The organism is Janibacter sp. Soil728, assembly GCF_001428305.1.
In the GTDB taxonomy this organism is placed as follows: domain Bacteria; phylum Actinomycetota; class Actinomycetes; order Actinomycetales; family Dermatophilaceae; genus Janibacter.
Genome location: NZ_LMRZ01000003.1, coordinates 124855 through 149529, shown reverse-complemented (window position 1 = coordinate 149529; position 24675 = coordinate 124855). Strand labels below are relative to the sequence as shown.

General features: G+C 70.2%; 22 protein-coding genes. 10 read left to right on the top strand and 12 right to left on the bottom strand.

The genetic code is table 11. The features are described 5' to 3' along the window. From ASG73_RS04980 to ASG73_RS04965, 4 genes are read left to right on the top strand one after another with little or no spacing between them, the layout of a single operon-like run. On the top strand, nucleotides 1-867 hold the full coding sequence (locus ASG73_RS04980; protein WP_055991794.1) for a branched-chain amino acid ABC transporter permease: 867 nt from the start codon (nucleotides 1-3) through the stop codon (nucleotides 865-867). Next, complete coding sequence (locus ASG73_RS04975; protein WP_055991791.1) at nucleotides 864-1964, top strand: branched-chain amino acid ABC transporter permease; 1101 nt, start codon at nucleotides 864-866, stop codon at nucleotides 1962-1964. The genes ASG73_RS04980 and ASG73_RS04975 overlap by 4 nt, the downstream gene beginning before the upstream one ends. Next, nucleotides 1964-2743, top strand: a complete 780-nt coding sequence (locus tag ASG73_RS04970) for an ABC transporter ATP-binding protein (RefSeq protein ID WP_055991788.1) — start codon at nucleotides 1964-1966, stop codon at nucleotides 2741-2743. The genes ASG73_RS04975 and ASG73_RS04970 overlap by 1 nt, the downstream gene beginning before the upstream one ends. Continuing rightward, the gene (locus ASG73_RS04965; protein ID WP_055991785.1) at nucleotides 2740-3447 is read left to right on the top strand and encodes an ABC transporter ATP-binding protein; all 708 of its coding nucleotides are present in this window, start codon (nucleotides 2740-2742) and stop codon (nucleotides 3445-3447) included. Before ASG73_RS04970 ends, ASG73_RS04965 begins: the two co-directional genes overlap by 4 nt. A 266-nt stretch (nucleotides 3448-3713) precedes the next feature. Here the strand turns inward: ASG73_RS04965 and ASG73_RS04960 are convergent, their stop codons facing one another. Genes ASG73_RS04960 through ASG73_RS04950 form a run of 3 tightly spaced genes read right to left on the bottom strand, consistent with a single transcriptional unit; the run spans nucleotide 3714 to nucleotide 5880 of the window. Further along, entirely contained in the window at nucleotides 3714-4754 is a 1041-nt protein-coding gene (locus ASG73_RS04960) for an HNH endonuclease signature motif containing protein (RefSeq protein WP_235499377.1), read from the bottom strand. A gap of 32 nt (nucleotides 4755-4786) precedes the next feature. Further along, nucleotides 4787-5467 (bottom strand): hypothetical protein, encoded by a 681-nt coding sequence (locus ASG73_RS18125; protein ID WP_055991780.1) that lies wholly within the window; start codon nucleotides 5465-5467, stop codon nucleotides 4787-4789. Nucleotides 5468-5520: 53 nt separating this feature from the next. Further along, nucleotides 5521-5880: a hypothetical protein gene (locus ASG73_RS04950; protein WP_156466142.1), complete on the bottom strand. Its 360-nt coding sequence runs from the start codon at nucleotides 5878-5880 to the stop codon at nucleotides 5521-5523. A gap of 88 nt (nucleotides 5881-5968) precedes the next feature. Here ASG73_RS04950 and ASG73_RS04945 point away from each other — a divergent pair, with 88 nt between their 5' ends. Further along, nucleotides 5969-6733, top strand: a complete 765-nt coding sequence (locus ASG73_RS04945; protein WP_055991774.1) for an alpha/beta hydrolase family protein — start codon at nucleotides 5969-5971, stop codon at nucleotides 6731-6733. On the opposite strand, the gene ASG73_RS04940 is transcribed toward ASG73_RS04945, so the two are convergent. The 4 genes from ASG73_RS04940 to ASG73_RS04925 form a co-directional block, all read right to left on the bottom strand. Beyond that, entirely contained in the window at nucleotides 6720-7958 is a 1239-nt protein-coding gene (locus tag ASG73_RS04940; RefSeq protein WP_055991770.1) for a kynureninase, read from the bottom strand. The genes ASG73_RS04945 and ASG73_RS04940 overlap by 14 nt on opposite strands. Next, nucleotides 7955-8740, bottom strand: a complete 786-nt coding sequence (gene kynA, locus ASG73_RS04935) for a tryptophan 2,3-dioxygenase (protein WP_082567053.1) — start codon at nucleotides 8738-8740, stop codon at nucleotides 7955-7957. Before kynA ends, ASG73_RS04940 begins: the two co-directional genes overlap by 4 nt. A 53-nt stretch (nucleotides 8741-8793) precedes the next feature. Continuing rightward, nucleotides 8794-10221, bottom strand: a complete 1428-nt coding sequence (locus tag ASG73_RS04930) for an MFS transporter (RefSeq protein WP_055992697.1) — start codon at nucleotides 10219-10221, stop codon at nucleotides 8794-8796. A 64-nt stretch (nucleotides 10222-10285) separates the two neighbouring features. After that, nucleotides 10286-11638: an MFS transporter gene (locus ASG73_RS04925; protein ID WP_055991764.1), complete on the bottom strand. Its 1353-nt coding sequence runs from the start codon at nucleotides 11636-11638 to the stop codon at nucleotides 10286-10288. 113 nt (nucleotides 11639-11751) lie between these two features. On the opposite strand from ASG73_RS04925, the gene ASG73_RS04920 reads away from it, so the two are divergent. Further along, nucleotides 11752-12975, top strand: a complete 1224-nt coding sequence (locus tag ASG73_RS04920; protein ID WP_055991761.1) for an FAD-dependent monooxygenase — start codon at nucleotides 11752-11754, stop codon at nucleotides 12973-12975. On the opposite strand, the gene ASG73_RS04915 is transcribed toward ASG73_RS04920, so the two are convergent. Beyond that, nucleotides 12965-14158, bottom strand: coding sequence for a PucR family transcriptional regulator (locus tag ASG73_RS04915; RefSeq protein ID WP_055991758.1), 1194 nt, complete (start codon nucleotides 14156-14158; stop codon nucleotides 12965-12967). The two genes, ASG73_RS04920 and ASG73_RS04915, sit on opposite strands and share 11 nt — an antisense overlap. A gap of 220 nt (nucleotides 14159-14378) precedes the next feature. On the opposite strand from ASG73_RS04915, the gene ASG73_RS04910 reads away from it, so the two are divergent. The 4 genes from ASG73_RS04910 to ASG73_RS04895 all read left to right on the top strand — a co-directional run bounded on the left by ASG73_RS04910 (nucleotide 14379) and on the right by ASG73_RS04895 (nucleotide 19587). After that, nucleotides 14379-15713: a YjiH family protein gene (locus ASG73_RS04910; protein WP_055992694.1), complete on the top strand. Its 1335-nt coding sequence runs from the start codon at nucleotides 14379-14381 to the stop codon at nucleotides 15711-15713. Nucleotides 15714-15722: 9 nt separating this feature from the next. Then, nucleotides 15723-16481: an IclR family transcriptional regulator gene (locus ASG73_RS04905; RefSeq protein WP_055991755.1), complete on the top strand. Its 759-nt coding sequence runs from the start codon at nucleotides 15723-15725 to the stop codon at nucleotides 16479-16481. Between the two features lie 81 nt (nucleotides 16482-16562). Then, nucleotides 16563-18644, top strand: a complete 2082-nt coding sequence (locus ASG73_RS04900; RefSeq protein ID WP_055991752.1) for a heavy metal translocating P-type ATPase — start codon at nucleotides 16563-16565, stop codon at nucleotides 18642-18644. 235 nt (nucleotides 18645-18879) lie between these two features. Further along, nucleotides 18880-19587 carry a class I SAM-dependent methyltransferase gene (locus ASG73_RS04895; RefSeq protein ID WP_082567015.1) on the top strand — a complete coding sequence of 236 codons (708 nt, stop codon included), beginning with the start codon at nucleotides 18880-18882 and terminating at the stop codon, nucleotides 19585-19587. Nucleotides 19588-19719: 132 nt separating this feature from the next. On the opposite strand, the gene fahA is transcribed toward ASG73_RS04895, so the two are convergent. The 4 genes from fahA to ASG73_RS04875 are packed head-to-tail and all read right to left on the bottom strand — an operon-like array spanning nucleotide 19720 to nucleotide 24655. Then, on the bottom strand, nucleotides 19720-20955 hold the full coding sequence (fahA, locus tag ASG73_RS04890) for a fumarylacetoacetase (RefSeq protein WP_055991747.1): 1236 nt from the start codon (nucleotides 20953-20955) through the stop codon (nucleotides 19720-19722). 21 nt (nucleotides 20956-20976) lie between these two features. Further along, nucleotides 20977-21846 carry a hypothetical protein gene (locus ASG73_RS04885; protein WP_235499357.1) on the bottom strand — a complete coding sequence of 290 codons (870 nt, stop codon included), beginning with the start codon at nucleotides 21844-21846 and terminating at the stop codon, nucleotides 20977-20979. Next, nucleotides 21843-23063: a homogentisate 1,2-dioxygenase gene (locus tag ASG73_RS04880; protein ID WP_055991741.1), complete on the bottom strand. Its 1221-nt coding sequence runs from the start codon at nucleotides 23061-23063 to the stop codon at nucleotides 21843-21845. The genes ASG73_RS04885 and ASG73_RS04880 overlap by 4 nt, the downstream gene beginning before the upstream one ends. A gap of 50 nt (nucleotides 23064-23113) precedes the next feature. Continuing rightward, complete coding sequence (locus ASG73_RS04875) at nucleotides 23114-24655, bottom strand: GntP family permease (RefSeq protein WP_055991738.1); 1542 nt, start codon at nucleotides 24653-24655, stop codon at nucleotides 23114-23116. Nucleotides 24656-24675: the final 20 nt, after the last annotated feature.

Sequence of the window (24675 nt, the reverse complement as noted above, 5' to 3'; positions counted from 1 at the left end):
GTGACCCTCTTCATCCAACAGCTCATCAACGGCCTGGCGCTGGGCGGCATCTACTGCCTGGCCGCCATCGGCCTCACCCTGGTCTTCGGCGTGCTGGGTTTCCCCAACCTTGCCCATGGCGCGCTCTTCATGGTCGGCGGCTACGTGACCTACACGCTGCTCGTCGACGTGGGCCTGCCCTATGTCGTGGCCATCGTGTGCGCCGCGCTGATCCTGGCCGTCATCGGTGTCGTCTTCGAGCGCCTGATCTTCCACCCGCTGCGCCATGCGCCGCACACCCACCACATGATCGCGACGGTCGGGGTCATGTTCTTCCTGATCTCGCTCGTCCAGGAGATCTGGGGAACCGGCTTCCTGCGGATGGAGTCCCCCTTCGACGGCCGGATGACGGTGGCGGGCGCCCAGATCTCGACGCAGCGCATCATCATCGTCATCACGGCGATGGTCGTCCTCATCGCGCTCACCCTCTTCCTCAAGAGGTCCGTGCACGGCCAGTCGATCGAGGCCATCGAGCAGGACCGCACCGGCGCCGCGCTCGTGGGCATCAACGCCAATGTCGTCTCGATGATGACCTTCGCAGTCTCCTTCGCGCTGGTGGCGATCTCGGCGGGCCTCGTCGCGCCGATCCAGCTGCTGTCACCGGGCATGGGGGAGTCGCTCAGCCTCATCGTCTTCGCGATCATCATCCTCGGCGGTCTCGGCTCCCTGCCGGGAGCGATCATCGGAGGATTCTTCATCGCGATGGCGGAGGTGATGGCGTCGACATACATCTCCGTCGGGGCCGGCCAGGCCGCAGTCTTCATCGTCCTGATGGCGGTGCTGGCGATCAAGCCGACAGGAATCTTCGGGACGGTGGTTCAACGATGACGACCCTGCTGCGACCACGACTCCTCGGAGTCCTCCTCATCGCGATCGCCTTCCTCGTGGCGCCCATGCTCGTGTCGGGACAGCCCTACCTGCTGCGGATCGTGACCACAGCGGCCATCTATGCGATCGCGGCCTACGGGCTCAACATCATCCTCGGGCTGACCGGCCAGCTCTCCCTGGCCCACGGTGCCTTCTTCGGTGTGGGTGCCTACATCGTGGGACTGGCGACGACCGACCACGACTGGTCCTTCTGGACCGCCTTCGGCGTGGCCATCCTCGCGACGACGGTCTTGGGCTACGCCTCGGGCTTGATCGCGTTGCGCACCCAGGGGGCCTACTTCGCCATCTTCACGATGGCTCTGGGCTTCCTGATCTTCATCATCATCATCCGATGGGAGAGCGTCACCCACGCCCACTCGGGGGTCAGCGGGATCAAGCTGCCCGAAAGCATCGGGCCGCTCGACTTCAGCGACCCGGTCGTCCTGTACTACCTGGTGATCCTCTTCCTGGCGGGCGCTGCGTACATGACGCACGCGATCCTGCACTCCAATGCGGGCCGTTCGCTCGTCGCCATCCGGACCTCCGAAGACCTCGCGAAGTCCATCGGCGTCAATGTCGGTGTCAGCAAGCAGCTGGCCTACACCGCCTCGGCAGGCTTCGCGGGGCTGGCCGGAGGACTCTTCGCGACGCTCAACGGGTTCATCGGCGCGGACTCCGCCTCGATCGACCTGACCTTCCAGTTCCTGCTCTTCCTGCTCATCGGAGGCATGGGCACGGTCATGGGACCGGTCGTCGGCAGCGTCCTCGTCGCCTTCCTCTTCGAGCTGCTCCAGGGGCTGGAGTCCTACCGCTTCATCGTGCTCGGCCCGATCATCGTCCTGCTCGTGATCTTCGCCCCGCGCGGCATCGTCGGGTACCTCAACGACTTCCTGACCTCGCGCCGATCGCGTCGAGCGTCGCCGCCTCCCAGCGGAGGGCCGGACGGGCGCAACGGGGGAGCGGACGGGCGCAGCGGCAGTGGCCCTGACCAAGGCACTGCCCCCGACAGGCCGCACGCCACCTCGGCTGCTGCCGCTACGAGTGAAGGGGGACTGTGATGTTGCTCGAGGTACGTGGACTCGGCAAGGCCTTCGGCGGCCTGCACGCGGTCCGGGACGTCGACTTCGATGTTCCGGAAGGCCGCGTGACAGCGATCATCGGGCCCAACGGCGCCGGCAAGTCGACCCTCTTCAACCTGCTGGCCGGGTTCTACCGCCCGACCGCTGGGACGGTGACCTTCGACGGCAAGAACATCACGGGTATGCAGCCGCACCAGACGGTGCGCGCCGGCATCGCCCGGACCTTCCAGACCACGCACCTCTTCGAGGGGGCGAGCGTCCTGGACAATGTGCGCGCGGCCTGTGTGGTGCGGTCGAGCTCACACGCCCTCGACGCGGTGCTGCACACACCTCGACACCGACGCGACGAAAAGCGCAGTCTCGACACCTCGATGAGCGAGCTCGAGTTCGTCGGTGTGGCGCACCTGCGTGACGAGATCGCCTCGACCCTCCCGCAGGAGGCGCAGAAGCGCATCTCGATCGCGCAGGCCCTGGCTACGGAGCCGCGACTGCTGCTCCTCGATGAGCCGGCAGCCGGGACCAACGACGAGGAGACGGAGGCCTTCGGCAGCCTCATCCGGGAGATCGTCGCCCGGGGAGTCACGGTCTGTCTGGTCGAGCACAAGATGTCCATGGTGATGAACCTCGCCGACCAGATCGTCGTCCTCGACCACGGTCAACGGATCGCCGTGGGCACCCCGGACGACATCAGGAGCAACCCGCTCGTCATCGAGGCCTATCTCGGGGCGGACGCGGACACGACGGGAGTCACGACATGATGACCATCTCCGACCTGAGTGTCGGGTACGGCGCGGGCGATGTGCTGCACTCGGTCGACATCACGGCAGCCGCGGGTGAGCTGACGGTCATCCTCGGGGCCAACGGGTCCGGTAAGTCGACACTCTTTCGCACCGTCAGCGGGCTCATACGCTCCAGCAGCGGTCGGGTCGAGTTCGACGGCGAGGACGTCACCCGCAGCCGCTCGGCGGCGATCGTGCGCCGGGGTCTGGCCCACTGCCCGGAGGGACGCCACCTCTTCCCGCGGATGTCCGTGGAGAAGAACCTGATGCTCGGCGCCTACGTGGGCAGACGGGATCGGGCGCGGGTGCGCACACTGCTGGAGCGCACCTACGAGCTCTTCCCTGCACTGCAGGACAAGAGCCACCAGAGCGCCGGCTCACTCTCCGGTGGCCAGCAACAGATGGTGGCGATCGGGCGGGCCTTGATGTCGGACCCGAAGATGCTCATCCTGGACGAGCCGTCGATGGGCTTGGCGCCGCTGATCACCCAGCAGGTCTTCGACGCCATCGTCGGGATCAACCAGGAGGGCATCGGCGTGATGCTCGCGGAGCAGAATGCCCGTTCGGCACTCAAGATCGCGACCAGCGGCTACGTCCTGGCCGAAGGCCGGGTCGTGCTCTCCGGTGCGGCCGCGGACCTGGCGGACAACCCCGCAGTGCAGCAGGCCTATCTGGGCGTCTAGGTGCAGCGGGCCCATCTGGCAGTCCGGGTACGGCGGGCCCATCTGGCAGTCCGGGTACGGCGGGCCCATCTGGCAGTCCGGGTACGGCGGGCCCATCTGGGCGTCTGGGTGTACCAGGTCGAGGACATCCAGGAGATCATCCTCGACCGCGACCCACAGCACGGCACGGCACGGCACAACAGCCACAGCACAACAGCCACAGCACAACAGCCACAGCACCACGTCCCCGGCCGGCCAGTCACCCTCTGGCCGGCCGGGGTCGTGGTCTATGTCCGTCGATGGAATGCGAGTGACACGGTCCGACGGGCCAGCATCGTCACGACGTAGCTCCACAGGGTGCTGTCGATCATGTGGTGGTGGGTGCCGCAGAGAGGGACGGCGTTGTCGAGGTCGGTCCTGCCGCCGGTTTCCCACGGCTTCAGATGATGGGTCTCGGTCCACGCGAAGGGACGGTCGCAGCCCTGCGCCGCGCACTCGCTGTAGCGCCCGGCCAAGGCCATTCGCTGGGTGTCGGTGAAGAGTCGTCGTTGTCGCCCCAGGTCCAGGGGTACCGAGTCGCCGTCGAGCACGGCCGGAAGCAGGCCTGCCCCGCAGGCCAGGCGCCGCGCCGCACCAGCGCTGAGGACGTCCTGCATGTCCGTCGTGGCGACCTTGGTCCCAGCGGCCTCGAAGTTGTCCATCAGGTCCGACAGGCGCGTCGTGATGAGCATCGTGGCCGAGACCTTGGTGTGCAGGTGGTCGGTGGGGATGCGCGTCAGCAGGTCGGCGAAGGCCAGGCCCCGCCGGTGCTGCCAGTCGAGGTAGCGGTCCTTGCTCGTCGAGCCAGTGCCGGCACCGCCGTCCGTGCCCGTCCCGCGTGCCGCGCCATCCGTGCCCGTCCCGCGTGCCGCGCCGTCCGTGCCCGTGCCGCGTGCCGCGCCGTCCCGGCCGGCCTCGTCGTCGGTCCCACGGCGTCGGGGAGCGGTCATGGCGTCGATGATCTTCTTGAGCATCATCCCGGAGACCCACGGCACGGTGAAGTGCCCCGTCACTGTCCCGTCCTGGTTGTCCTTGAGCCAGAAGGCAGCCTTGCCTCGCGCCTGCTCCTCCTCGTCGGCAACGAGGTCGTCCTCGTGCTGGTCGACCGCCTCCGGCTCGGGCTCGATGGCCTCGAGCACTCGTCGTGCGGCCCGTCGCAGCTGACCCGGGGAGCGGTTGGTGCACAGGAGGAGCAGCTCCTCCTCGCACTGACGTCGCTGCTCGTCGGTGACTGACTCGGGCAGGTCGTCGAGAGCTCGCATGATGACCTGGGCGTGCGCGGCGCTGATCGTGCCGGCGTCGAGCGCGGCGCCTGTCGCCGTCAGCAGAGGCCGGCCGTCCGCGCGACGGCCAGCTGCGCGGCGATCACCTGTGCCAGAACCGCACGCGTCTCCGTCAGCGTCCGTCGGGCCGTCATGCTCGTCACCCGCTCCGGCTGCGTCCCCGCTCCGGCTGCGTCACCCGCTCCGGCTGCGTCACCCGCTCCGGCTGCGTCACCCGCTCCGGCTGCGTCACCCGCTCCGGCTGCGTCACCTCGGCCAGCCGCCCCATCACCCGTGGCGCCACCCTCCGGTGCGCCATCGCCGGCAGCATCGCTGTCGGACCCAGCTGCGGCAGGCGTGTCACCCAGCGCATCGGCCAGGGCCGCCTGTCCGGCGGCCTGCCGCCGATCGCTGTCGGTCGCACCTGCGAGCCACGAACCGGAGTCGAGCTGGCCATCGGCCTCGTGCGCCTTGGATCGCGACGCCTTGGCGGTCAGTCGCAGCTGCACCGCCTCGACCCGACGCTTGAGCCGCTCGACCTGGGTGACCTGCTCTCTCAGGCTGGCGATATCAGCCTCCTCGTCGACCAGCCGCTCCATCATGTGGTCGACCTCGCGGTGCGCGCGCTGGATGGTCTCGGCCATGCCCTGCGGGAACTCGATCGGACGTCGCATCGTGTGGAGGTCGACGCGACGCAGGGACTGCGTCAGCATCTCCTCGAACCCCGATGTCGTCTCCATGGATCAACCTTAGTCGAACAGGTGTTCGAGCGCAAGGCCTCGTGTGGACAACGTCAGCCCATCTGCTCAGCGACGATGATCGCCAGCCAGATGCCCACGCCGCACCCGATGCCGGTCAGGGCCATGCCGACGGCCTGGGCGGCGCGCACCAGACGCGTGCTCCCCGTCCGGCACACCCCGTAGGCCACCATCGTGACGAAGCTGGCGACGAGCACCCCCGCGAGCAGGGCCATCGCCGTGATGGCAGCGGCGGCAAACGGCGCCCCCGGCCGGGTCGAGATGTCGGCGTCGGCGATGCGGAAGGTCGCCACCAGCACGTACAGCGGGTAGGCGACTGCGCCCACGGCGAGGGCGATCACCGGGACCACATGGATCCATCCCCGATCGGGTCGTCGCGTCGCTGCCATCGCCATGACCCAAACCTAGGTGCGACCTCCGACAACGTCACTGGGTAGATCTCCTCAACGCGCCCGGTACCGGGTCCAGTGGGAGGCTGGGGCGATGACTGCCGAGGATGTCGCGCTGCAGCGCCTGCTGGACGAAGGGAGCACCCTCGCCTTCCCGGTGACCGCCTACGGTTCGCAGCCCGGCCAGGTCTACGAGACGTGCGCCCCCGACGCTCCACGGGTCGGCGTCTCGCCCACCCAAGGACCCACCGACCTGCGCACCCTCGTCGTCGTGCACGGCGGGTACTTCCGTCCGGCGGTCGACCGCACCCACGCCCGCCCGATGGTTCGCGCCCTCGCCCGGGCCGGCTGGCGCGTCGTGCTCGCTGAGTACCGGCGGGTCCCGGGGAGCCCGGACGCCACCACCGACGACCTCGCCGCGCTCGACACCCACCTGCGCGAGGCCGGTCACGACATCACTGCCTGGGTCGGCCACAGCGCCGGGGGAGCGCTCGTCATGTGGCGTGCCCTGCAGCATCACCTTGCCCCGACGCGTGCCCTCGCACTCGCCCCGGTCGCCGACTTCGACACGGCCGTGGCCGAGCACCTCGGCGCCGACGCGGTCCACGACTGGGTCGGCGCCGACCCGCAGCAGTCATCCGACCTCTACGCACGACTCGACCCGACGAGACTCCTCGCGGCCGACTCCTCTGCAGCGCAACGCATCTCGATCCTGCACGGGGACGAGGACGCGACGGTCCCTCTTCGTCAGACGCAGGCGTGGGAGCGCACGGTGCTGCCCGGCGCGCACCACTTCGACGTCATCGACCCGGCCTCCCCGCACTGGCCGTCGGTCCTCGCCGCGCTCACGCCGCGCTGAGCAGCGCCTCGATCCGCACGAGCGTCTCGGCCACCTCGGCGTAGGACGTGCTCAGCGGCGACAGCCCGAGCCGGATGCCGTCGGGCTCGCGGAAGTCCGGCACGACGTCCTGCGCCCACAGCTCCCGGTAGACCTCTCGGAACCTCGGGTGCGCCAGGGTGACATGCCCGCCTCGCTGCTCGTCGTCGAGCGGCGAGGTGACCCGCACCCCGTGCCCGGCGAGCAGCTCGTCGACGGACTCGATGACGAAGCGCCCGAGCCGAGCGGCCTGGTCCCGCACCGCATCCAGCCCGACGGACTCGATGAGGTCGACGGTGTCCTCGATGCCCACCATCCCGAGCACCGGGGGAGTGCCGGAGATGAACCCGCGCATCCCCGCACCCGGCCGGTAGTCGGGTCCCATGACGAAGGGTTCGGCGTGGCCCATCCACCCCTGGATCGGCTGGCTCAGCCGCTCCTGGTGGCGCGCCGCGACATAGCCGAAGGCTGGCGCGCCCGGTCCGCCGCCGAGGAACTTGTAGGTGCACCCCACCGCGAGGTCCACGTCGTGCGCGTCGAGGTCGCTGCGCACCACACCGACCGAGTGGCACAGGTCCCACAGGACGAGGGCGCCGGCGTCGTGCACCCGCCGGGTGATCTCGGGCAGGTCCGCGATCCACGCGGACTTGTAGGCGACATGGGACAGCAGGACGACACCGGTGCGCTCGGTGAGTGCGGCCTCGACGAGGTCGGGGGTGACCCCCTTCGTCGGGTCCGGCTCGATCCAGACCAGCTGCGCTCCGGTCTCGTCCGCGATGCCCTGGGCCACATAGCGATCGGTCGGGAAGTTCTCCGTGTCCACCACGATCTCGGGCCGTGCGGGACCGGCCGCGGCGACGGCTGCCCGGAGCAGCTTGTAGAGCATCACCGTGGTCGAGTCGCCGACGACGCTCTGGCCGGCAGCAGCGCCCAGGCAGACCTCGCCGATCCGATCACCGAGGCGCAGCGGCAGGTCCATCCACTGCTCCTCCCACGACCGGATGAGTCGAGTGCCCCAGTCGTGGGCGACGAGGTCGGTGATCCGCTGCGCGGTGGCCAAGAGAGGGCGGCCCAGCGAGTTGCCGTCGAGGTAGGCGACGAGGCCTTCGGCCGGCACGTACAGCTCCCGACAATGACGAAGGGGGTCTGCCGCGTCGAGCGCAGCCGCCTTGTCCCGCAACGCCTGTGCACTGCCGACGCCGCTCACGACCCGATCTCCGTCCGCACGGCGAAGAGCTCGGGGAAGAAGGTCAGCTCGAGGGCCTTCTGCAGGAACCCGACACCGGAGCTGCCGCCGGTGCCCGTCTTCATCCCGATGACCCGCTGCACGGTCTTGAGGTGGCGGAAGCGCCACAGCTGGAAGTTGTCCTCGAGGTCGACGAGCTCCTCGCAGGCCTCGTAGACGTCCCAGTTGTCCTCCGCCTCCGCGTAGATCTGCGTGAGGACCCGGGTCAGCTCCGGGTCGAGCTCGTGGGCGCGCGTGACGTCACGGGTGAGCACGTGCTCGGGGATGGCGTAGCCGCGCCGTGCGAGGTACCGGAGGAACTCGTCGTAGAGGCTCGGGGCCTCGAGCAGCTCGGTGAGCACCACGTGCGCCTCGGGGTCGGCCTCGTGGACCCGCAGCATGCCGGCGTGCTTGTTGCCCAGGGCGAACTCCACGGCGCGGTACTGCCAGGACTGGAAGCCGGACGCGTGACCGAGGTGGGGGCGAAACTCCTGGTACTCCGTCGGCGTGAGCGTCGCCAGCACGGACCACTGGTCGGTGAGCGTGCGCTGGATGTGCTTGACCCGCGCGATCCGCTTGAGCGCCATCCGCATCTCGTCGGCGGCGAGCAGCTGCATCGCCGAGCGGGTCTCGTGCAGTACGAGCTTGAGCCACAGCTCGGAGGTCTGGTGCTGGATGATGAAGAGCATCTCGTCGTGGTGCTCGCTCACCGGTCGCTGCGCGTCGAGCAGCGTCTCGAGCGCCAGGTACGACCCGTAGGACATCTCCTCCCGGAAGTCTTGGTGGACGCCTGCCTCGATGTCTCGCGTGTTGCCGGTCACTCGCCCACGGTACGGCCTCGCAGCACGGTCGCCGCCAGCGCTCCGCCCGCGGCGATCACCACTGCGCACGTGAGCATCGCGACCCGGAACCCGTCGTCGAAGGCAGCGGGGTCCTCCACGATCTGTCCCGTCAGCCCGGCCAGGGCCGGCACGGCGGCGATCCCGATGAGCCCACCGGTGCGGGCGACCGCGTTGTTGACCCCGGAGGCGAGGCCGGCGTACTCGTCGGGTGCGGAGGCCAGCGCGGTGGACGTCAGCGGGGCGACCAGGGCGGTGAGTCCGAGCCCGAAGACGAGGACGCCGGGCAGCACGTCGAGCACGTAGTCGGTGTCCGTGCCGATCCGCAGCAGGAGCAGGATGCCCGCGGCCATGACGAGCGGCCCGGCCCCCATCTGCAGCCTCGGTCCGATGCGATCGGCCAGCACGCCCGAGCGGCTCGACCCGAGCATCATCATCGCCGTCGTGGGCAGGCTCGCGATGCCGGAGGCCAGCGGGGACCACCCTGCGACGACCTGCAGCTGGAGGACGAGGAGGAGGAAGACCACGCCCATCCCGCCGTAGACGAGGAAGGTCACGGCGTTGACCGTCGTGAAGGTCCGCGAGGCGAAGATCGTCAGCGGCAGCATGGGGTGGGCGGTGCGGTGCTCGTGCCGGATGAAGGCCGCTGTCCCGATCCCGCCCACCGCCGCCGCCCCGATGGCGAAGGGGGAGAGCTCGCCTCCGCCGATCTCGGTGAGGGCGTAGGTGGCGCCGGCCAGGGCGAGCACCCCGAGGCCGGCACCGAGGACGTCCAGGCGGGGAGGCCTGCCCACGGGCCGGGCGAAGGGGGGAAGTCCCCGCGCGATGAGCAGCACCACTGCCGCGACGGGCAGGTTGATGAGGAAGACCCACCGCCACGAGGCGACCTCGACGAGCCAGCCACCGACGAAGGGCCCGACGGCCATGGCGACGCCGCCCAGGCCCGCCCAGGTGCCGATCGCGCGCGAGCGGTCCTCGCGGGCGAAGGCGGACTGCAGCAGCGCCAGGCTGCCCGGGGTGAGCAGCGCTCCGCCGATGCCCTGCAGGGCACGGGCCGCGACGAGCGTGCCGGCTGTCGGGGCGAGTCCGCAGGCCAGCGATGCGACGGTGAACCACACGACCCCGATGACGAAGACGCGCAGCCGGCCCAGGCGGTCGCCGAGCACGCCGCCGAGGAGGATGAAGGCGGCCAGGGTGAGCGCGTAGCCGGTGACGACCCACTGCAGCGTCGTGAAGGAGGTCTTGAAGGAGCGCCCGATCTGCGGGAGTGCGACATTGACGATCGTCGCGTCGATCCCGGCCATGCCCGAGCCGAGGATCGTCATGACAAGCAGCCAGCGGCCGCGAGCCGAGTCCAGACGCAGCCCGGTGTCGCCACCGAGACCGCTGTCGTGTGCGCTCGTCATCCGTTCGTCTCCCACGAGGCCATCGTCCTCCATCGTCCGTGCTGCGCTCGGTCCAGACTGAGCATCAGGCGCCGCGGGAGACCTCCGGCAGCCGCGTCGACGACACGACCCCCAGCACGCCGAGCGCCGCGAGGAAGAGCAACGCCCACACGATGCCGAAGCCGGCGATCACCGAGCTGATCGCGCCGACGACGAGCAGGATCACGCCCATCGCCGAGTTGGAGACGGCGACATAGGTCGTGCGCCGGTCACCCTCGGCCATGTCGATGACATAGGTCTTGCGACCGACGCGCACCGCGGTGTGCAGCATCGTCACGAGGAAGTAGCTGCTGACGAAGATCGCGTAGGTGAGCAGGCTGCCGCCATCGAGGTCGAGCAGCGTGACGATCAGGACGAGTGTCACGAGCACGACGGAGGCCAGGGCGGCGCCGACCGTCATCAGGTGCTTGCTCGAGCGGTCGGCGAGCCGCCCGAAGACCCGTCCGCCGAGGAGCGCGGCCAGGCCTGACGCGATGATGAAGCCCCCGAGCCCGGTGAGTGCCGGCGCACCCGACTGCACCGCGAGCGTGACGATGAAGGGCGGGCTGAGCGAGGAGACGAGCAGGAAGCCGCGGACGGTGACGAAGGAGCGGAACACGCGGTCCTCACGCAGCAGCGTCAGCGTCTGCGCCAACCATCCCGGCCCCTCGTCCTCACGCTCCCTGAGGAGGTCGCCCCGCGACCGTCTCGAAGGGAGCGCACCCTCGTCGACCGGCTCGCGGATGCCGGAGTAGACCAGAGCGACGAGGACCCACAGCACGGCCCCGAGGCCGAGGATCCCCGCGAGGATCGTGACGTCGAGGTCTTCGCCGAGCGCCCGCACGGCGAGGCCGAGGGTGATGGCGACCAGTCCCGAGGCGGTCGTCGCGAGGCCGTTGACCTGGCCGCGCTCTCCCTTCGGCATGGTGCGTCCCTGCACGTCCTTGGACGAGATCGAGCACAGGCACCGGCCGAGGGAGAAGACGGCGAGCGCCGCCACGATGATGATGCCGGCGACCAGACCGCTGGCGAGCGCGGCCGTGCCGGCCATGACCGCCACGGACGCCGCCTGGATGATCGCGCCGGCGACGAAGACGTGGGTGCGCCGCCGGACCCGCACGACGAGGGGGGTGAGGAAGGCCTGCGGGAGCATCGATCCGGACTCGCGGATCGGGACGAGCAGACCCGTGAGCACGGCCGGCACCCCGAGCGCGTGGAAGAGCCACGGCAGGACGGTGGACGCGTTGACGCTCTGGTCTCCCGAGGACTGGAGCGCGTTGGCTCCGATGAGGCGAAGGGAGTTGCCCGGCAAGTCTGCTCGCACAGCCGTGGGCAGCTCGGCCTCTGCCTCGAGGTCGCGTCGCACCACCCGGGAGAAGAGCGCGTCTGCGGAGGTCACGGACGGAGCATGCCACCTCGGTCAGCGATCCGACAGAGTGTCGCAAGAACTGCCGGTCAGATGCGTCATCACGCCCGATGACAGCGACAGCGTGTCGCTCTAGCGTCGTCGGTATGGACCAGCAGACTCCCCACGACGACGTGGTGATCATCGGCGCCGGCATCGGCGGCCTCACCCTTGCCCTCGCCCTGCGCGAGCACGGCATCGACGCGACGATCCTCGAGCGCACCGCCGAGCTGCGTGAGGTCGGCGCGGCCGTTGCGCTGTCGGCCAATGCCAACAACCTCTTCGCCCGCCTCGGTGTCCTCGGTGCTCTCGAGGAGGTGTCGTGGGCGCAGACCGACCTGGTCTTCCGCGACGGGCGCTCCGGGACGACGCTCGGCCGTACCCCGGTCGGGTCCGCGTACCGAGAGCGCTTCGGGGCGGACTACCTGGGTGTGCACCGAGCCGATCTGCAGCGAGTCCTCTCCGAGGCGGTCGGCCCGGACCGGATCCTGCTCTCCCATCACGTGACCGACCTGCACGAGGACGGCGACCGGGTCCTGCTGGACCTGGCGGACGGCTCGCAGCGCAGCGCGGGCATCGTCGTCGGCGCGGACGGGGCCCGCTCGATGCTCCGTCGCTGGGTGGTCGGCCACGACGACGCGATCTACTCCGGTCGCTCCGGCTTCCGCGGGATCATCCCCACCGAGCAGCTGACCGAGCTGCCCGACCCGCATGCGATCCAGTTCTGGATCGGCCCGACCGGTCACCTCCTGCACTACGCGATGGGCGGTGAGGGGCAGGACGTGAACTTCCTCGCGGTGAGCCGGGACCCCCAGGAGTGGACCGCGGACCAGTGGGTCGTGCCCGCGCGCGACGAGGAAAAATTTGCTCCCTTCGCCGGGTGGCACCCCGCGGTGACGCAGATGCTCGGGGCCGTGGAGGTCACCCAGCGCTGGGCACTCATGCGCCGCCCGCCGCTGGCCAGCTGGCACAGGGGGAGGGTCGTGCTCCTCGGCGACGCCGCGCACGCCCTCGTCCCGCACCACGGGCAGGGCGCCAACCAGGCCATCGAGGACACCTGGGCGCTCGCGGAGCAGCTGGCGACGGTGGGCGCGGGCGACCCGACGGCAGCCTTCGAGGCCTTCGAGGCGCGGCGCCGGATGCGCACGCGCGCAGTCCAGTTCGCCTCGGCCCAGGTCGCCGAGGTGCTCCACCTGCCCGACGGCCCCCAGGCCGACGCGCGCAATGCCGCGATGGCGGGCGCCGACTGGTTCGAGGACAAGCTCGCGTGGATCCACGGCTACGACCCGACCCGGGACACCGGGATCCGCCCGGGGTCGCTCAGCCGCTGAGCAGTCCCGCGAGACGGGCCACCCGCAGCCCCGTGTGCAGGTCGCGACGCACCCGACCATCGCCCAGGTCGGCCTGCGTCGTCTCCCGGATCCGGGTGAGCCGGTAGTACAGCGTCGAGCGGTGGATGCCGAGCGCGACTGCGCTCGCCTGCGCATCGCCGCCGGCGTCGAGGTAGGCCTCGAGCGTCGGCACGTCGACCTCGCGGTGGTCGGAGCGCAGCAGCCGGGCGACCGGCTCGGGCAGGTCCTCGGGGCCCAGCTGGTCCAGCGGCAGGGCGAGCAGGAGCTTGTCGATCCCGAGCGCCGACCACTGCGTGACGCGGGGGTGGGTCTGCGGGTCGAGGCACGCTGCGCGCCAGGCCCGCCGGGCCTGCTCGTGGGAGGTGGCGACGGACGGCAGGTCGTCCACGACCCCACCGATGCCCGCGCGCACCTGCGCCAGCCCGGGAGCGCCGAGAATCCGCTCCAGGCGGTCCGGCACGACCGGTCGGGGGAAGACGAGCACGCCGTGTCCGTCGACGACACCGCCGACCACCGTCGCGGTGGACGTGCGGGCGACGAAGTCCATGGTGGCGTCCACCGCTGTGCGCGCCTCCCAGTCGCCGCCCGGCTCGCCCGGTGGGACGGCCAGGACGACCGCGCAGTACTGCCCGGCCGACCCGACGAGCTCCTCGTCAACGAGCGCCCTTGCGGCAGCGGCTCGCCCGGCCTCGGAGGACCGCTCACCGAGCAGGTCGGTGAGCAGCCCGCGGGCCCGGGCCGCGTCCCGCTCGGCGTACATGGTGCGCAGCGACAGGAGCACGCCCAGCTGCGCCGCGCCCTCGGTGAGGACGCCCGCGGGAGGCGAGGGGACCCCCTTCGCCCGCGTGTGCAGGAGGTGGCCGACCCGGTGACGGTCATCGCGAAGGGGGTGCAGCACCCACTGCGTCCCGTCGCCGGCGGTGCGGGTGGTCGCGCCGCCGCTGCCGGCGGCAGGCGCCTGCCAGGTGTCGCTGTGGGCGAGCAGGTGCGACAGGCGGGCGCGGTCCGGCTCGCTCTCGTGGATGGAGTAGGCGATGACCCGCATGCTCTCGTCGAGCACGACGAGGCGCTGCTGGACCGCTTCGGAGAGGTCCTGCAGGGCGTCGTCGAGGTTGGTCGCGGGACTCGGGTGACCAGCAGACGCTCGGTTGTGGTGCTGCATCGGACGTGCTCCTGGTGTGGTGTGCCCTCGCTGACTGGTGCCCTCCGGGCAGGTTAGCCGCCGAGCCGCCGCGCCCGGGCCCGTGGCGAGGAGCTGCTCACCCGACCGAAGTCCGACATGTCGGACACTTCGTGGCACGAAGGGCTGCCGGAGGGCCGCTGAAAGGTCAACCATGGAGTCATTCACGAACACCGTCGTTCACCGGGAAGCAGGCCACGTCATGTCGAGCAGGACCGAGACGAGCGCAGCGCGCGCGTCGACCAGCAATCCGCCCGGGCAGTGGCGGTTCTTCGTCTTCAGCGCCATCGGCATCTTCATGTTCTTCGTGCCGGTCACGATCGCGGGCAAGAACACGATCCCGCTCGACCACCTCGTCACCGCCATCCAGAAGTACGCCGAGCCCGTCGTCCCCTTCGCGATCCTGGCCCTCGTGGTGCTCGGGACGCTGCGGCCCTTCGTGTCGGGCTCCTGGCGGGCGAGCACGACCCGCACGATCTTCGCGGTGCTCAACGTGCTGGGCCTGGTCGTCGCGGTCGTCATGCTCACCGAGACGGCGCCCTCCTGGCTGGCCGCCGAAGGCATCGGACCCTTCCTGTGGGAAAAGCTGGTCATCCCGGTCGGCCTCATCGTCCCCGTCGGAGCCGTCTTCCTCGCACTGCTCGTCGGGTACGGGCTCATGGAGTTCGTCGGCGTCATCGTCCAGCCGATCATGCGGCCGGTCTTCCGCACCCCGGGGCGCTCCGCGGTCGACGCCGTCGCGTCCTTCGTCGGCAGCTACTCCCTGGGTCTGCTCATCACCAACCGGGTCTACCGCGAGGGCAAGTACAGCACCCGCGAGGCGGCGATCATCGCGACCGGCTTCTCCACCGTCTCAGCGACCTTCATGATCATCGTCGCCAAGACGCTGGGGATCATGGACATCTGGTTGACCTACTTCTTCGGCACCCTCGTCGTGACCTTCATCGTCACCGCGATCACCGTCTGGATCCCGCCGCTGTCCCGCATCAGCGACGACTACCACCCCGACGCCACTCCGCAGCCGGAGGAGATGGTCACGCACGACCGGTTGGGTACTGCGTGGCGTGAGGCGAAGGGAGCGCTCGCGGAGGTCCCCGGGTTCTGGAGCAACATCTGGTCCAACCTGCGTGACGGCACCCTGATGGCCGCGGCGATCCTCCCTTCGATCCTGTCGGTCGGCCTCATCGGCCTGCTGCTGGCGGAGCACACCGCGATCTTCGACTGGATCGGCTGGATCTTCGTCCCCTTCACCTGGGTGGCGCAGCTGCCGGAGCCAGTCCTCGCGGGCAAGGCGATCGCGCTCGGCATCGTCGAGATGTTCCTCCCGGCGGTCCAGGCCGCCGGCGTCGAGTCGCTCGTCACGCGCTTCGTGGTCGCGGTCGTCGCGGTCTCCCAGATCATCTTCTTCTCGGCGATGGTCCCGTGCATCCTCGCGACGGACATCCCGATCAAGATCTGGCACCTCGTGGTCGTGTGGTTCCAGCGAGTCGTGCTCACGATCCTCGTGGCGGCCCCGGTCGCGCACATCCTCCTCTAGCATCGGGCGGTGCCAGAAGTCCCAGCGCTGCGGCGAGCGGTCGCGATCCTGCGTCACCTGTCCGGCAACAACCGGCCGGTGAGCGCGGGCGCGCTCGTCCGCGCGCTGGACCTGCCGAGGTCGAGCGTCTACGACCTGCTCGGTGTCCTCGAGGAGCTGGCCCTGGTCAGCCGGTCCGGTGGCGGGTACCTCCTCGGCGCCGGTGTCTCCGAGCTCGGCAGCGCCTATGTGCGCAGCGATCCGCTACGGCGCCAGGCGCAGCCGATCGTGCGGGACCTCGCCGAGGCCACCGGCGGGACGGCCCAGCTCGCGGTCCTGCGTGGCTGGGAGACCGTCTACCTGGTCAAGGAGCAGGCGGTCAGCTCCGCGGCCATCATCACGGCCACGGGCGTGCGGATGCCGGCCTATCTCACGGCGACCGGGCGGGCGATCATGTCGCGGATGGAGCGGCGCGAGGTTCTGGCGCTGCTGAGCGCCGAGGATGGTTTCGTCAGTCGCACCGGCGTGGGGCCGCGCACCCATCGCGAGCTCGCCGAGCTGCTCCGCCTGACCCGCCTCGATGGTCATGCCATCGAGCGCGGCGAGATCAGCCCGCACATCTGGACCGTGGCAGCACCCGTCGTCGATCCCCTCGACCGGCCGGTCGCGGCGATCGGGCTGTCCGACACGATGGACGGCGGGGAGGCCCCAGACCCTGCCCGTGTGGCCACCGCCGCGCGGACGGTCCGACGGGCGGCCGACGCGGTGACCGCTCGGTTGCGCGCCTGAGGGATCCCGTGGCGGGACCGATCAGGCCTCCTGGTCTGCGCGGATGGGAATGTACCCCCCGGAGGTATACGTTCACCAAGTATGACGGACGTACAGGACCACCACGCGGACCACACCCAGCCTGCCAGCCACGATGAGCATGCCGGGCACGGGGACCACTCCGGTCACGGTGGTCACGCCGGGCACGGCGACCACGCGGGCCAGTTCCGGCGCCTCTTCTGGATCATGCTCGCGCTGGCGGTGCCTGTCGTGGGCTTCAACGACATGTTCGCCAACCTCGTCGGTTACGACCTGCCGCAGGGGGAGTGGGCTCGCTGGGTCTCGCCGGTCCTCGGGACGGTCATGTACGTCTGGGGTGGCCGCCCCTTCCTCACCGGAGCCGTGTCCGAGATCCGCGCCCGTAAGCCGGGGATGATGCTGCTCATCGCCCTGGGCATCACGGTGGCCTTCATCGCCTCGTGGGGTGCCAGCCTCGGTGTGCTGCACCACGAGCTGAGCTTCTGGTGGGAGCTGGCGCTGCTGGTCGTCATCATGCTGCTCGGCCACTGGATCGAGATGCGCTCCCTCGCCCAGACCACGTCCGCGCTGGACTCCCTCGCTGCGCTCCTGCCCGACGAGGCGGAGCGGGTCGAGGGCGACCAGGTGGTCGCCGTGGCGCCGGCCGACCTCGAGGTCGGTGACGTCGTCATCGTCCGCCCCGGTGCCGCGGTTCCCGCGGACGGCACCGTCGTCGACGGCTCGGCCAGCATGGACGAGTCGATGGTCACCGGGGAGTCCAGGACCGTCCGCCGTGCGAAGGGGGATGCGGTCGTCGCCGGGACCGTCGCCACCGACTCCGGGTTGCGGGTGGAGATCACCGCGACCGGCGACGACACCGCGCTCGCCGGGATCCAGCGACTCGTCACCGACGCGCAAGCCTCGTCCTCACGCGCCCAGCGCATCGCCGACACGGCCGCGGGCTGGCTCTTCTGGTTCGCCCTCGGCGCGGCGCTCGTCACGGCCGTGGTCTGGTCGCTGCTCGGGATGCCCGACAGCGCCGTCGTCCGCACGATCACCGTCCTGGTCATCGCCTGCCCGCACGCACTCGGTCTGGCGATCCCGCTCGTGGTCTCGATCGCGACCGAGCGTGCCGCCCGCGGCGGGGTGCTCGTCAAGGACCGCCTCGCACTGGAGTCCATGCGCACCGTCGACACGGTCCTCTTCGACAAGACCGGCACGCTGACCAAGGGCGAGCCGACGGTCACCGCCGTCGAGCCGGTCGACGGCCACACCCGCGACGAGGTCCTCGCGCTGGCTGCCGCCGCCGAGGGTGACAGCGAGCACCCGCTTGCCCGCGCGATCGTCGGCGCCGCCACCGAGGAGGGGCTCGACGTGGCGGCGGCCAGCGACTTCACCTCGTCACCCGCGGTGGGTGTCCGGGCGAGCGTCGGCGGCACCGTCGTCGAGGTCGGCGGCCCCTACCTGCTCGAGCAGCACGACCTCGTCGAGCTGCCAGCCGTCGAGTCCTGGCGCGACGAGGGCGCGATCATCCTGCACGTGGTGGCCGACGGCGTCGTCATCGGCGCGCTGCGCCTGGCCGACGAGGTCCGCCCCGAGTCCCGTGATGCCGTGGACGCGCTGCACGCTGCGGGCGCGCAGGTCGTGATGATCACCGGTGACGCGCAGGCCGTCGCGCAGACGGTGGCCGCGGAGCTGGGCATCGACCGGGTCTTCGCCGGGGTGCGCCCGCAGGACAAGGCGGCCAAGGTCGCCGAGCTGCAGGGCGAAGGGAGGAAGGTCGCCATGGTCGGTGACGGCGTCAACGACGCCCCCGCGCTGGCCCAGGCGGACGTTGGCATCGCGATCGGCGCCGGCACGGACGTGGCCATCGCCTCGGCCGGCGTGATCCTCGCCAGCTCCGACCCGCGCTCGGTGCTCTCGGTCATCGAGCTCTCCCGCGCCTCGTACCGCAAGATGAAGCAGAACCTCTGGTGGGCGGGTGGCTACAACCTCATCTCCGTCCCGCTGGCTGCTGGTGTCCTGGCGCCGATCGGCTTCGTCCTGCCGATGAGCGTCGGGGCGATCCTCATGTCGGCGTCGACCGTGGTCGTGGCGCTCAACGCCCAGCTGCTTCGCCGGCTGGACCTGAGCCCGGCGAAGAGCGCGGCGTCCTTCCTCGACTGAGCGCGACGCGGTCTCGGCTCGTCTCCGACGGTCCTTTTGCTGGATGGCTCCGGCGCCTCCGGCCATGACTCACGTGGTGAATCGCGATCCATCGGGCGAGTCACGACCGGAGCCGCCGGACATGGTCGTCGCGGTGTCAGCAAGTGTGCGAAGCGCCGACTGTCACTGCTCGCCAGGCCGTCGACGCTAGGTCGCATCCTGAACGGCGCGGGTCCACTCCGCTGCTGGTGCGAACATGGACACTTTCGGAAGGTACCTGCAGGATCTACCGGACTGTCGAGAGGGCAAGGAAAATGACGGAGGGGTCTCAGTGACCACCGCAGCTTGGCCGGGTCGGACGAGGTCGGCATATGTCGCGAGGGCGGCTGAGTACATCTCGCTCTTGGGGTCCGTCGGGCAGATGAACCCGCTGGATGCGTGTCTTCTTGGTGAATGGTCGGACACGCTTGTTGGCCCGGTCCTCGATGCGGGGAGCGGTCCCGGTCACTGGACCGATTTCCTTCGGTCGCGTGGGTGCGTGGCGCACGGTGTCGACGCCGTCCCGCAGTTCGTGGAGTCCGCTCGCGAGAGGTTCCCGCTCACGAGTTTCGAGGTGGGAGACCTCCTTGAGCTGCCGTTCGTGGACGCGCGGTTCGGGGGTGTCCTCGCGTGGTACTCCGTGATCCACATGAATCCCGAAGAGAGCGCCTCGGCCCTCGCAGAGTTCGCGAGGGTCACCACCGACGACGGGCATCTCCTCATGGGGGCATTCCTAGGCCCGGACGGCCACCCGTTCGACCATGCCGTCACCACGGCCTACTGCCGATCCGAGCAGGGCCTGACGACGCAGATCGAGGCTGCTGGCTTCCACGTGCTCTCGACACATACCCGTACCTCGCGGGAGCACCGTCCTCATCTCGCGGTCATTGCGCGCAAGCGTCCACCCGGCCAGAAGGTGACTTAGGCGCCTCCGGCCATGACTCACGTGGTGAATCATGATCCACCGCGCGAGTCACGGCCGGAGCCGCCGGACATGGTCGTCGCAGGTCTGATGCGTCCAGGCGTCAGGATGCGTCAGAGGTGCGAGATCAGGTCCTCAGGTCGCCGGGAGGATCGTCCCGACGCACTCGCCGAAGTCGATGACCGACCCGTTGGCCCCGGGGGCGGTGCCCCGCAGCGTGACGGTCTGGCCGTCCTCGAGGAACCGCATCTCCCGGCCGTCGGCGAGGACGAGCGGCTCCTTGCCTCCCCACGACAGCTCCATGAAGGAGCCGCGCTGGTCGACCTCGGTGCCGGAGACCGTGCCGGAGCCGAAGAAGTCGCCCGGGCGAAGGGAGGCGCCGTTGACGCTCATGTGCGCGACCATCTGGGGCGCGGTCCAGTACAGGGTCTTGGCCGGCGGGTGCGAGAGCACCTGCCCGTCGAGCTCGACCTCCATGGTGATGTCCAGGCCCCACGGCCCGTCCACCGAGTCGTCGAGGTACTCGGCGAGCTCGTGCTCGCGCGCCGGCGGTGCGACGCGGGCGGCGGCCAGCGCCTCCCACGGCGTGACCCACAGCGAGATCGACGAGGCGAAGGACTTGCCGAGGTACGGACCGAGCGGCACGTACTCGTAGCCCTGGATGTCGCGAGCGGACCAGTCGTTGAAGAGGACGACACCGAACAGGTGCTCGGCGCCGGCCCGAGCCACGGACACCTCGCCCTGAGGGGCGGAGCCACCGAGCACGAAGCCCAGCTCGGCCTCGATGTCGAGGCGACGCGAGGGACCGAAGCTGGGGGTCCCCCCTTCCTCCGGGCGCAGGCCCTTGGGGCGCGGGATGTCGGTGCCCGAAGCGATGACCGTGCCGGCGCGGCCGTGGTAGCCGACCGGCAGGTGCTTCCAGTTGGGCAGCAGCGGCGCCTGGTCGGGGCGGAACATCTTGCCGATGTTGGAGGCGTGGTGCTCGGAGGCGTAGTAGTCGACGTAGTCCGCGACGGTGAAGGGCATGTGCAGCTCGATGTCGGACACCGGGGTGGCGACGGCCTCGACGACGCCGTCGAGACCCTCGGTCGTCACGACCTCCTGCAGCCAGGCGCGCAGCGGCTGCCACACGGTGTGGCCGGCGGCGAGAAGCGCGTTGAGGTCGTCGGCGGAGGCGGCGGTGCCGGCCTCCGCGGGCAGTCGCGGTCCGCTCGCGGCGGTCACCGCGGCGACGAGGTCGCCCAGGGAGATCGCCAGGTCACCCAGGCGAACGCCCAGTCGCGGGTCGGCGCCGGCGGGGGAGAAGGAGGCGTAGGGCAGGTGGTCGGGGCCGAAGCCGGTGGTCGAGAAGCGCTGCGCTGCAGTCGTCATGGGGTGTGGGGACCTCTCAGGTCAGGGGTGGACGAAGGGGGTCGGGCCGGGGAAGAGATCGAGGCGCCGCAGGGCGTCGGCCGGCTCGCCGACGCTGCAGGTGCCGAAGGACGTGAAGGACTTGCGCCACGAGCCGTCGGAGGTGGCGCCGGCCTCCGCGAGCCGGGCCGGGTCGGTCTCGGCGAGCCAGCCGGCGACGACCTCGCGGTCCTCGCCGGCGCGTGCGGCCTGGGTGGCCAGCGCGATGTTGAGGAACCCGTGGTGGGTGAAGCCGGTGGTCGCGTTGGTGTAGCGGACCGCCTCGTGCAGACCGGCGGTCAGCTTGAAGGGCAGGCCCGCGGCCACCGCAGCGGTGAGCACGTCGGCGAGCTGCTCGGGGGTGGGGAAGAGATGCGCCTCGATGCCGCCGGTGCGGTACTTCAGCCGCAGCCCGGTGCCGGCCAGCAGGTCGAGGGCGCCGTCGGCCACCTGGCCGGCGGTGAGCTCGACGTAGATCGGCAGGTTGCCCACGGCCGCGGCCTCGCGCACCTGCTCGCTCCAGATGGCCCGGTCACTCGGGTCGGTCTTGAGCTCGACGGCCACGATCCGCAGCTCGGGGGTGAGCGCCTGCCCGGCGGCGAGGGCCTCGTCGAGCGCACCGGCAGGCGTCACCACCGAGACCTCCACCGGACCGCCGGACAGGTCGAGACCGGCGGCGATCTCGCGTGCCCGGGGCAGGTCCGCGAGGGCGAGCACGGCCGGTCCCACGGCACTGACGAAGGGAGCCGACCGTCGCGCCACGTGGTCGGTCACCGCCTGCTCGACCGGCGCGAGGCCGGGCGGGAAGGTCGCGGCGTCGTCGAAGAACTCGACGAACTGCTCCGGGACGGTGCCCCCCTTCGTGCTGGTCATGCGCCGTCCTCGTCGGTGATCCACCGGCCGCCGGTCCACGAGCGCGCGTAGACGCCGTCGTCGGTGGCGACGCCGCCGACCCCGAGGTCGAGCGGGCGGAAGGTGTCGACCATGACCGCGGTCTCGTCGAAGTACTCGGCGCCGAGCGAGGCCTCGACGGCACCCGGCTGCGGACCGTGGGCGTGCCCGCCCGGGTGCAGCGAGATCGAGCCCTTGGCGATGCCCGAGCCCTTGCGCGCCTCGTAGTCCCCGTCGACGTAGAACATGACCTCGTCGGAGTCGACATTGGAGTGGTAGTACGGCACCGGCACGGAGAGCTCGTGGTAGTCGACCTTGCGCGGGACGAAGTTGCAGATGACGAAGTTGTTGCCCTCGAAGACCTGGTGGGCCGGCGGCGGCTGGTGCACCTTGCCCGTGATCGGCATGTAGTCGCGGATGTTGAAGGTGTACGGGTAGAGGCACCCGTCCCAGCCCACGACGTCGAAGGGGTGCTCCGGCACGGTGTGCACGGTGCCGGTGATGCCGCTCGGACCGCGCCCGCGGTGCTTGATGTACACCTCGACGTCCTGCTCCTCGACGAGCAGCGGCTCGGTGGGGACGCGCAGGTCTCGCTCGCAGTAGGGCGCATGCTCGAGGAACTGCCCGTACCGGGAGAGGAAGCGCTTGGGCGGGGCGATGTGGCTGTTGGCCTCGATGGCGTACAGCCGAGCGGTCTCGCCCTCCCGCAGCACCCAGCGGTGGATCGTGGCGCGCGGGATGATCACGTAGTCGCCCTCGCTCGCCTCGAGCGCGCCGAACTGGGTCTCCAGGAGTGCCGAGCCGCGCTCGACGTAGACGCACTCGTCACCGATCGCGTTCTTGTACAACGGGGAGGTCGCGCCGACGTGGGCGTAGGAGATGCGCACGTCCGGGTTGCCCAGGACGAGCTGCCGGCCGGTCACCGCGTCGGTGCCGGCCACCTGCTCGTCGGTGAAGAGGTCGTGCGGCTTCAGGTGCCGGGGGAGCAGCGGCTCATTGGGTGTGAGCGTCTGGTCGGGCAGCTCCCAGTGGCGAGCGCCGACGATGCCCGACGGGATGTGGCGGTGGTAGAGCAGCGAGCTGTCCGAGCTGAAGCCCTCCTCGCCCATGAGCTCCTCGGACAGGATCTTGCCGTTGCCGTCCTTGAAGAGGGTGTGCCGCTTGTCCGGCACCGGTCCGACCTGGCGGTAGTGGGCCATGGTCACTCCTTGATCTCGGGCGAGGGGGTGACTCGCCGTTGGGTGGGGTCCTAGAAGGTTCCGACGGTGAGGCCGATACCCATCACTGCGAGCAGTCCCACGACGGGGACGATGACGGTCACGACGAAGATGTCCTTGTACGACTCGCGGTGCGAGAGTCCGCAGACGAGCAACAAGGTGATGATGGCACCGTTGTGGGGGAGTGAGTCGAAGCCCGTCGAGGCCATCGCCGTCACGCGGTGCATGAGGTCCATCGAGATGCCCTGGTCCGTGGCCATCGTCGCCAGCTGCTCACCGAAGGTGTTGAGCGTGATCGTCAGACCTCCGGACGCCGACCCGGTGAGGCCGGAGATGCCAGAGGTGGACACGGCGGCGACGACGACCGGGTTGTCGCTGACGCCGAACATCCCGTCGCGGACGGTGGCAAAGACCGCGAGCGAGGCGATGACCGCGCCGTAACCGACCTCGCTCGCCGTGTTGAAGACGGGCAGCACGGCATTGCGGGCACCCTCGGTGAGCGCCTCGACGTACTCACGCCAGAACCCCACGCGCATGAGGAAGACGAGTGCGATGCCGGCGAGCATCGCCACGGTCACCGACCAGATGCCGGTGACGGCCGCGATCGAGGTGCCACCGAACTTCTTGTCGGCGAGGTAGCCGAAGTCGAGGGCGGGGAAGAGCAGGTAGGTGCACAGCGCGTTGGCCGCGACGATCGCGAGGATGGGGCTCAGGCCGATGAGACCGGCGACGGCACCGGGACGCTGACCGACCTCGGGCGAAGGGGAGGTCCGCTCGGCCAGCGCGACGGACACCGGGGCGGAGGCGGGCTGGGTGGCGGCGCCACCCTCCGGTGCGTCGGGGTCGGCGACACCCCGCTCGGGAGAGGTGCCGCCGGTCGCGCGCCCGCCGCCGAGGCGCTCGGCCTCCTTGCGCTCGGCGATCGTCAGATCACCGAAGGTCTCACCGTCGGCAGCCAGCTGCTTCTGCCGGCGCTCGAGCCACAGCATGCCGAGGGCGAAGACGATGATGGCGCCGAGCAGGCCGAGGCCGGGTGCGGCAAAGGTGTTGGTGCCGAAGAACTTCGTCGGGATCGTGTTGTGGATCTGCGGCGAGCCGGGCAGCGCAGCGGTGGCGAAGGTGAAGATGCCCAGGGCGATGGCCGCCGGCATGAGCCGCTTGGGGATGTCTGCCTCCGCGAAGAGCGCGGTGGCGATCGGGAAGATCGTGAAGACGACGACCCACGCGCTCACGCCGCCGTAGGTCAGCAGCGCGGTGGCCAGCACCGTGACGAGGATGGCGAAGCGCGGACCGAGCACTCCCGAGATCCACCCGGCGAGGTCACGCGCGTAGCCGCTGACCGTCATCAGTCGACCGAAGATCGCGCCGACGAGGAAGAGGGGGAAGAAGGCCGCCATGAACCCGCCGAGAGCGGGCATGAAGACCTGCGTGTAGCTGGCCAGCAGCGGTGCGCCGGACATGAGCACGGCGACCGTCGCGGCGAAGGGAGCGACGGCGATCACCGAGTGGCCGCGGTAGGCCAGGGTGATCAGCAGGACGAGCGAGAGCAGGATGCCCAGGAGTGCAAGCGTCATCGGTTGCCTTTGGTGTGGGG

Bases quoted from the DNA above. Each gene is read 5' to 3' on its own strand.
- ASG73_RS04945 (WP_055991774.1), top strand. From the start codon at position 5,969: ATGACTGCCGAGGATGTCGCGCTGCAGCGCCTGCTGGACGAAGGGAGC.
- fahA (WP_055991747.1), bottom strand. From the start codon at position 20,955: ATGACGACTGCAGCGCAGCGCTTCTCGACCACCGGCTTCGGCCCCGAC.
- ASG73_RS04950 (WP_156466142.1), bottom strand. From the start codon at position 5,880: ATGGCGATGGCAGCGACGCGACGACCCGATCGGGGATGGATCCATGTG.
- kynA (WP_082567053.1), bottom strand. From the start codon at position 8,740: ATGTCCTACGGGTCGTACCTGGCGCTCGAGACGCTGCTCGACGCGCAG.
- ASG73_RS04930 (WP_055992697.1), bottom strand. From the start codon at position 10,221: ATGACGAGCGCACACGACAGCGGTCTCGGTGGCGACACCGGGCTGCGT.
- ASG73_RS04975 (WP_055991791.1), top strand. From the start codon at position 864: ATGACGACCCTGCTGCGACCACGACTCCTCGGAGTCCTCCTCATCGCG.
- ASG73_RS04915 (WP_055991758.1), bottom strand. From the start codon at position 14,158: ATGCAGCACCACAACCGAGCGTCTGCTGGTCACCCGAGTCCCGCGACC.
- ASG73_RS04900 (WP_055991752.1), top strand. From the start codon at position 16,563: ATGACGGACGTACAGGACCACCACGCGGACCACACCCAGCCTGCCAGC.
- ASG73_RS04965 (WP_055991785.1), top strand. From the start codon at position 2,740: ATGATGACCATCTCCGACCTGAGTGTCGGGTACGGCGCGGGCGATGTG.
- ASG73_RS04880 (WP_055991741.1), bottom strand. From the start codon at position 23,063: ATGGCCCACTACCGCCAGGTCGGACCGGTGCCGGACAAGCGGCACACC.
- ASG73_RS18125 (WP_055991780.1), bottom strand. From the start codon at position 5,467: ATGGAGACGACATCGGGGTTCGAGGAGATGCTGACGCAGTCCCTGCGT.
- ASG73_RS04910 (WP_055992694.1), top strand. From the start codon at position 14,379: ATGTCGAGCAGGACCGAGACGAGCGCAGCGCGCGCGTCGACCAGCAAT.
- ASG73_RS04920 (WP_055991761.1), top strand. From the start codon at position 11,752: ATGGACCAGCAGACTCCCCACGACGACGTGGTGATCATCGGCGCCGGC.
- ASG73_RS04885 (WP_235499357.1), bottom strand. From the start codon at position 21,846: ATGACCAGCACGAAGGGGGGCACCGTCCCGGAGCAGTTCGTCGAGTTC.
- ASG73_RS04895 (WP_082567015.1), top strand. From the start codon at position 18,880: ATGGACACTTTCGGAAGGTACCTGCAGGATCTACCGGACTGTCGAGAG.
- ASG73_RS04875 (WP_055991738.1), bottom strand. From the start codon at position 24,655: ATGACGCTTGCACTCCTGGGCATCCTGCTCTCGCTCGTCCTGCTGATC.
- ASG73_RS04970 (WP_055991788.1), top strand. From the start codon at position 1,964: ATGTTGCTCGAGGTACGTGGACTCGGCAAGGCCTTCGGCGGCCTGCAC.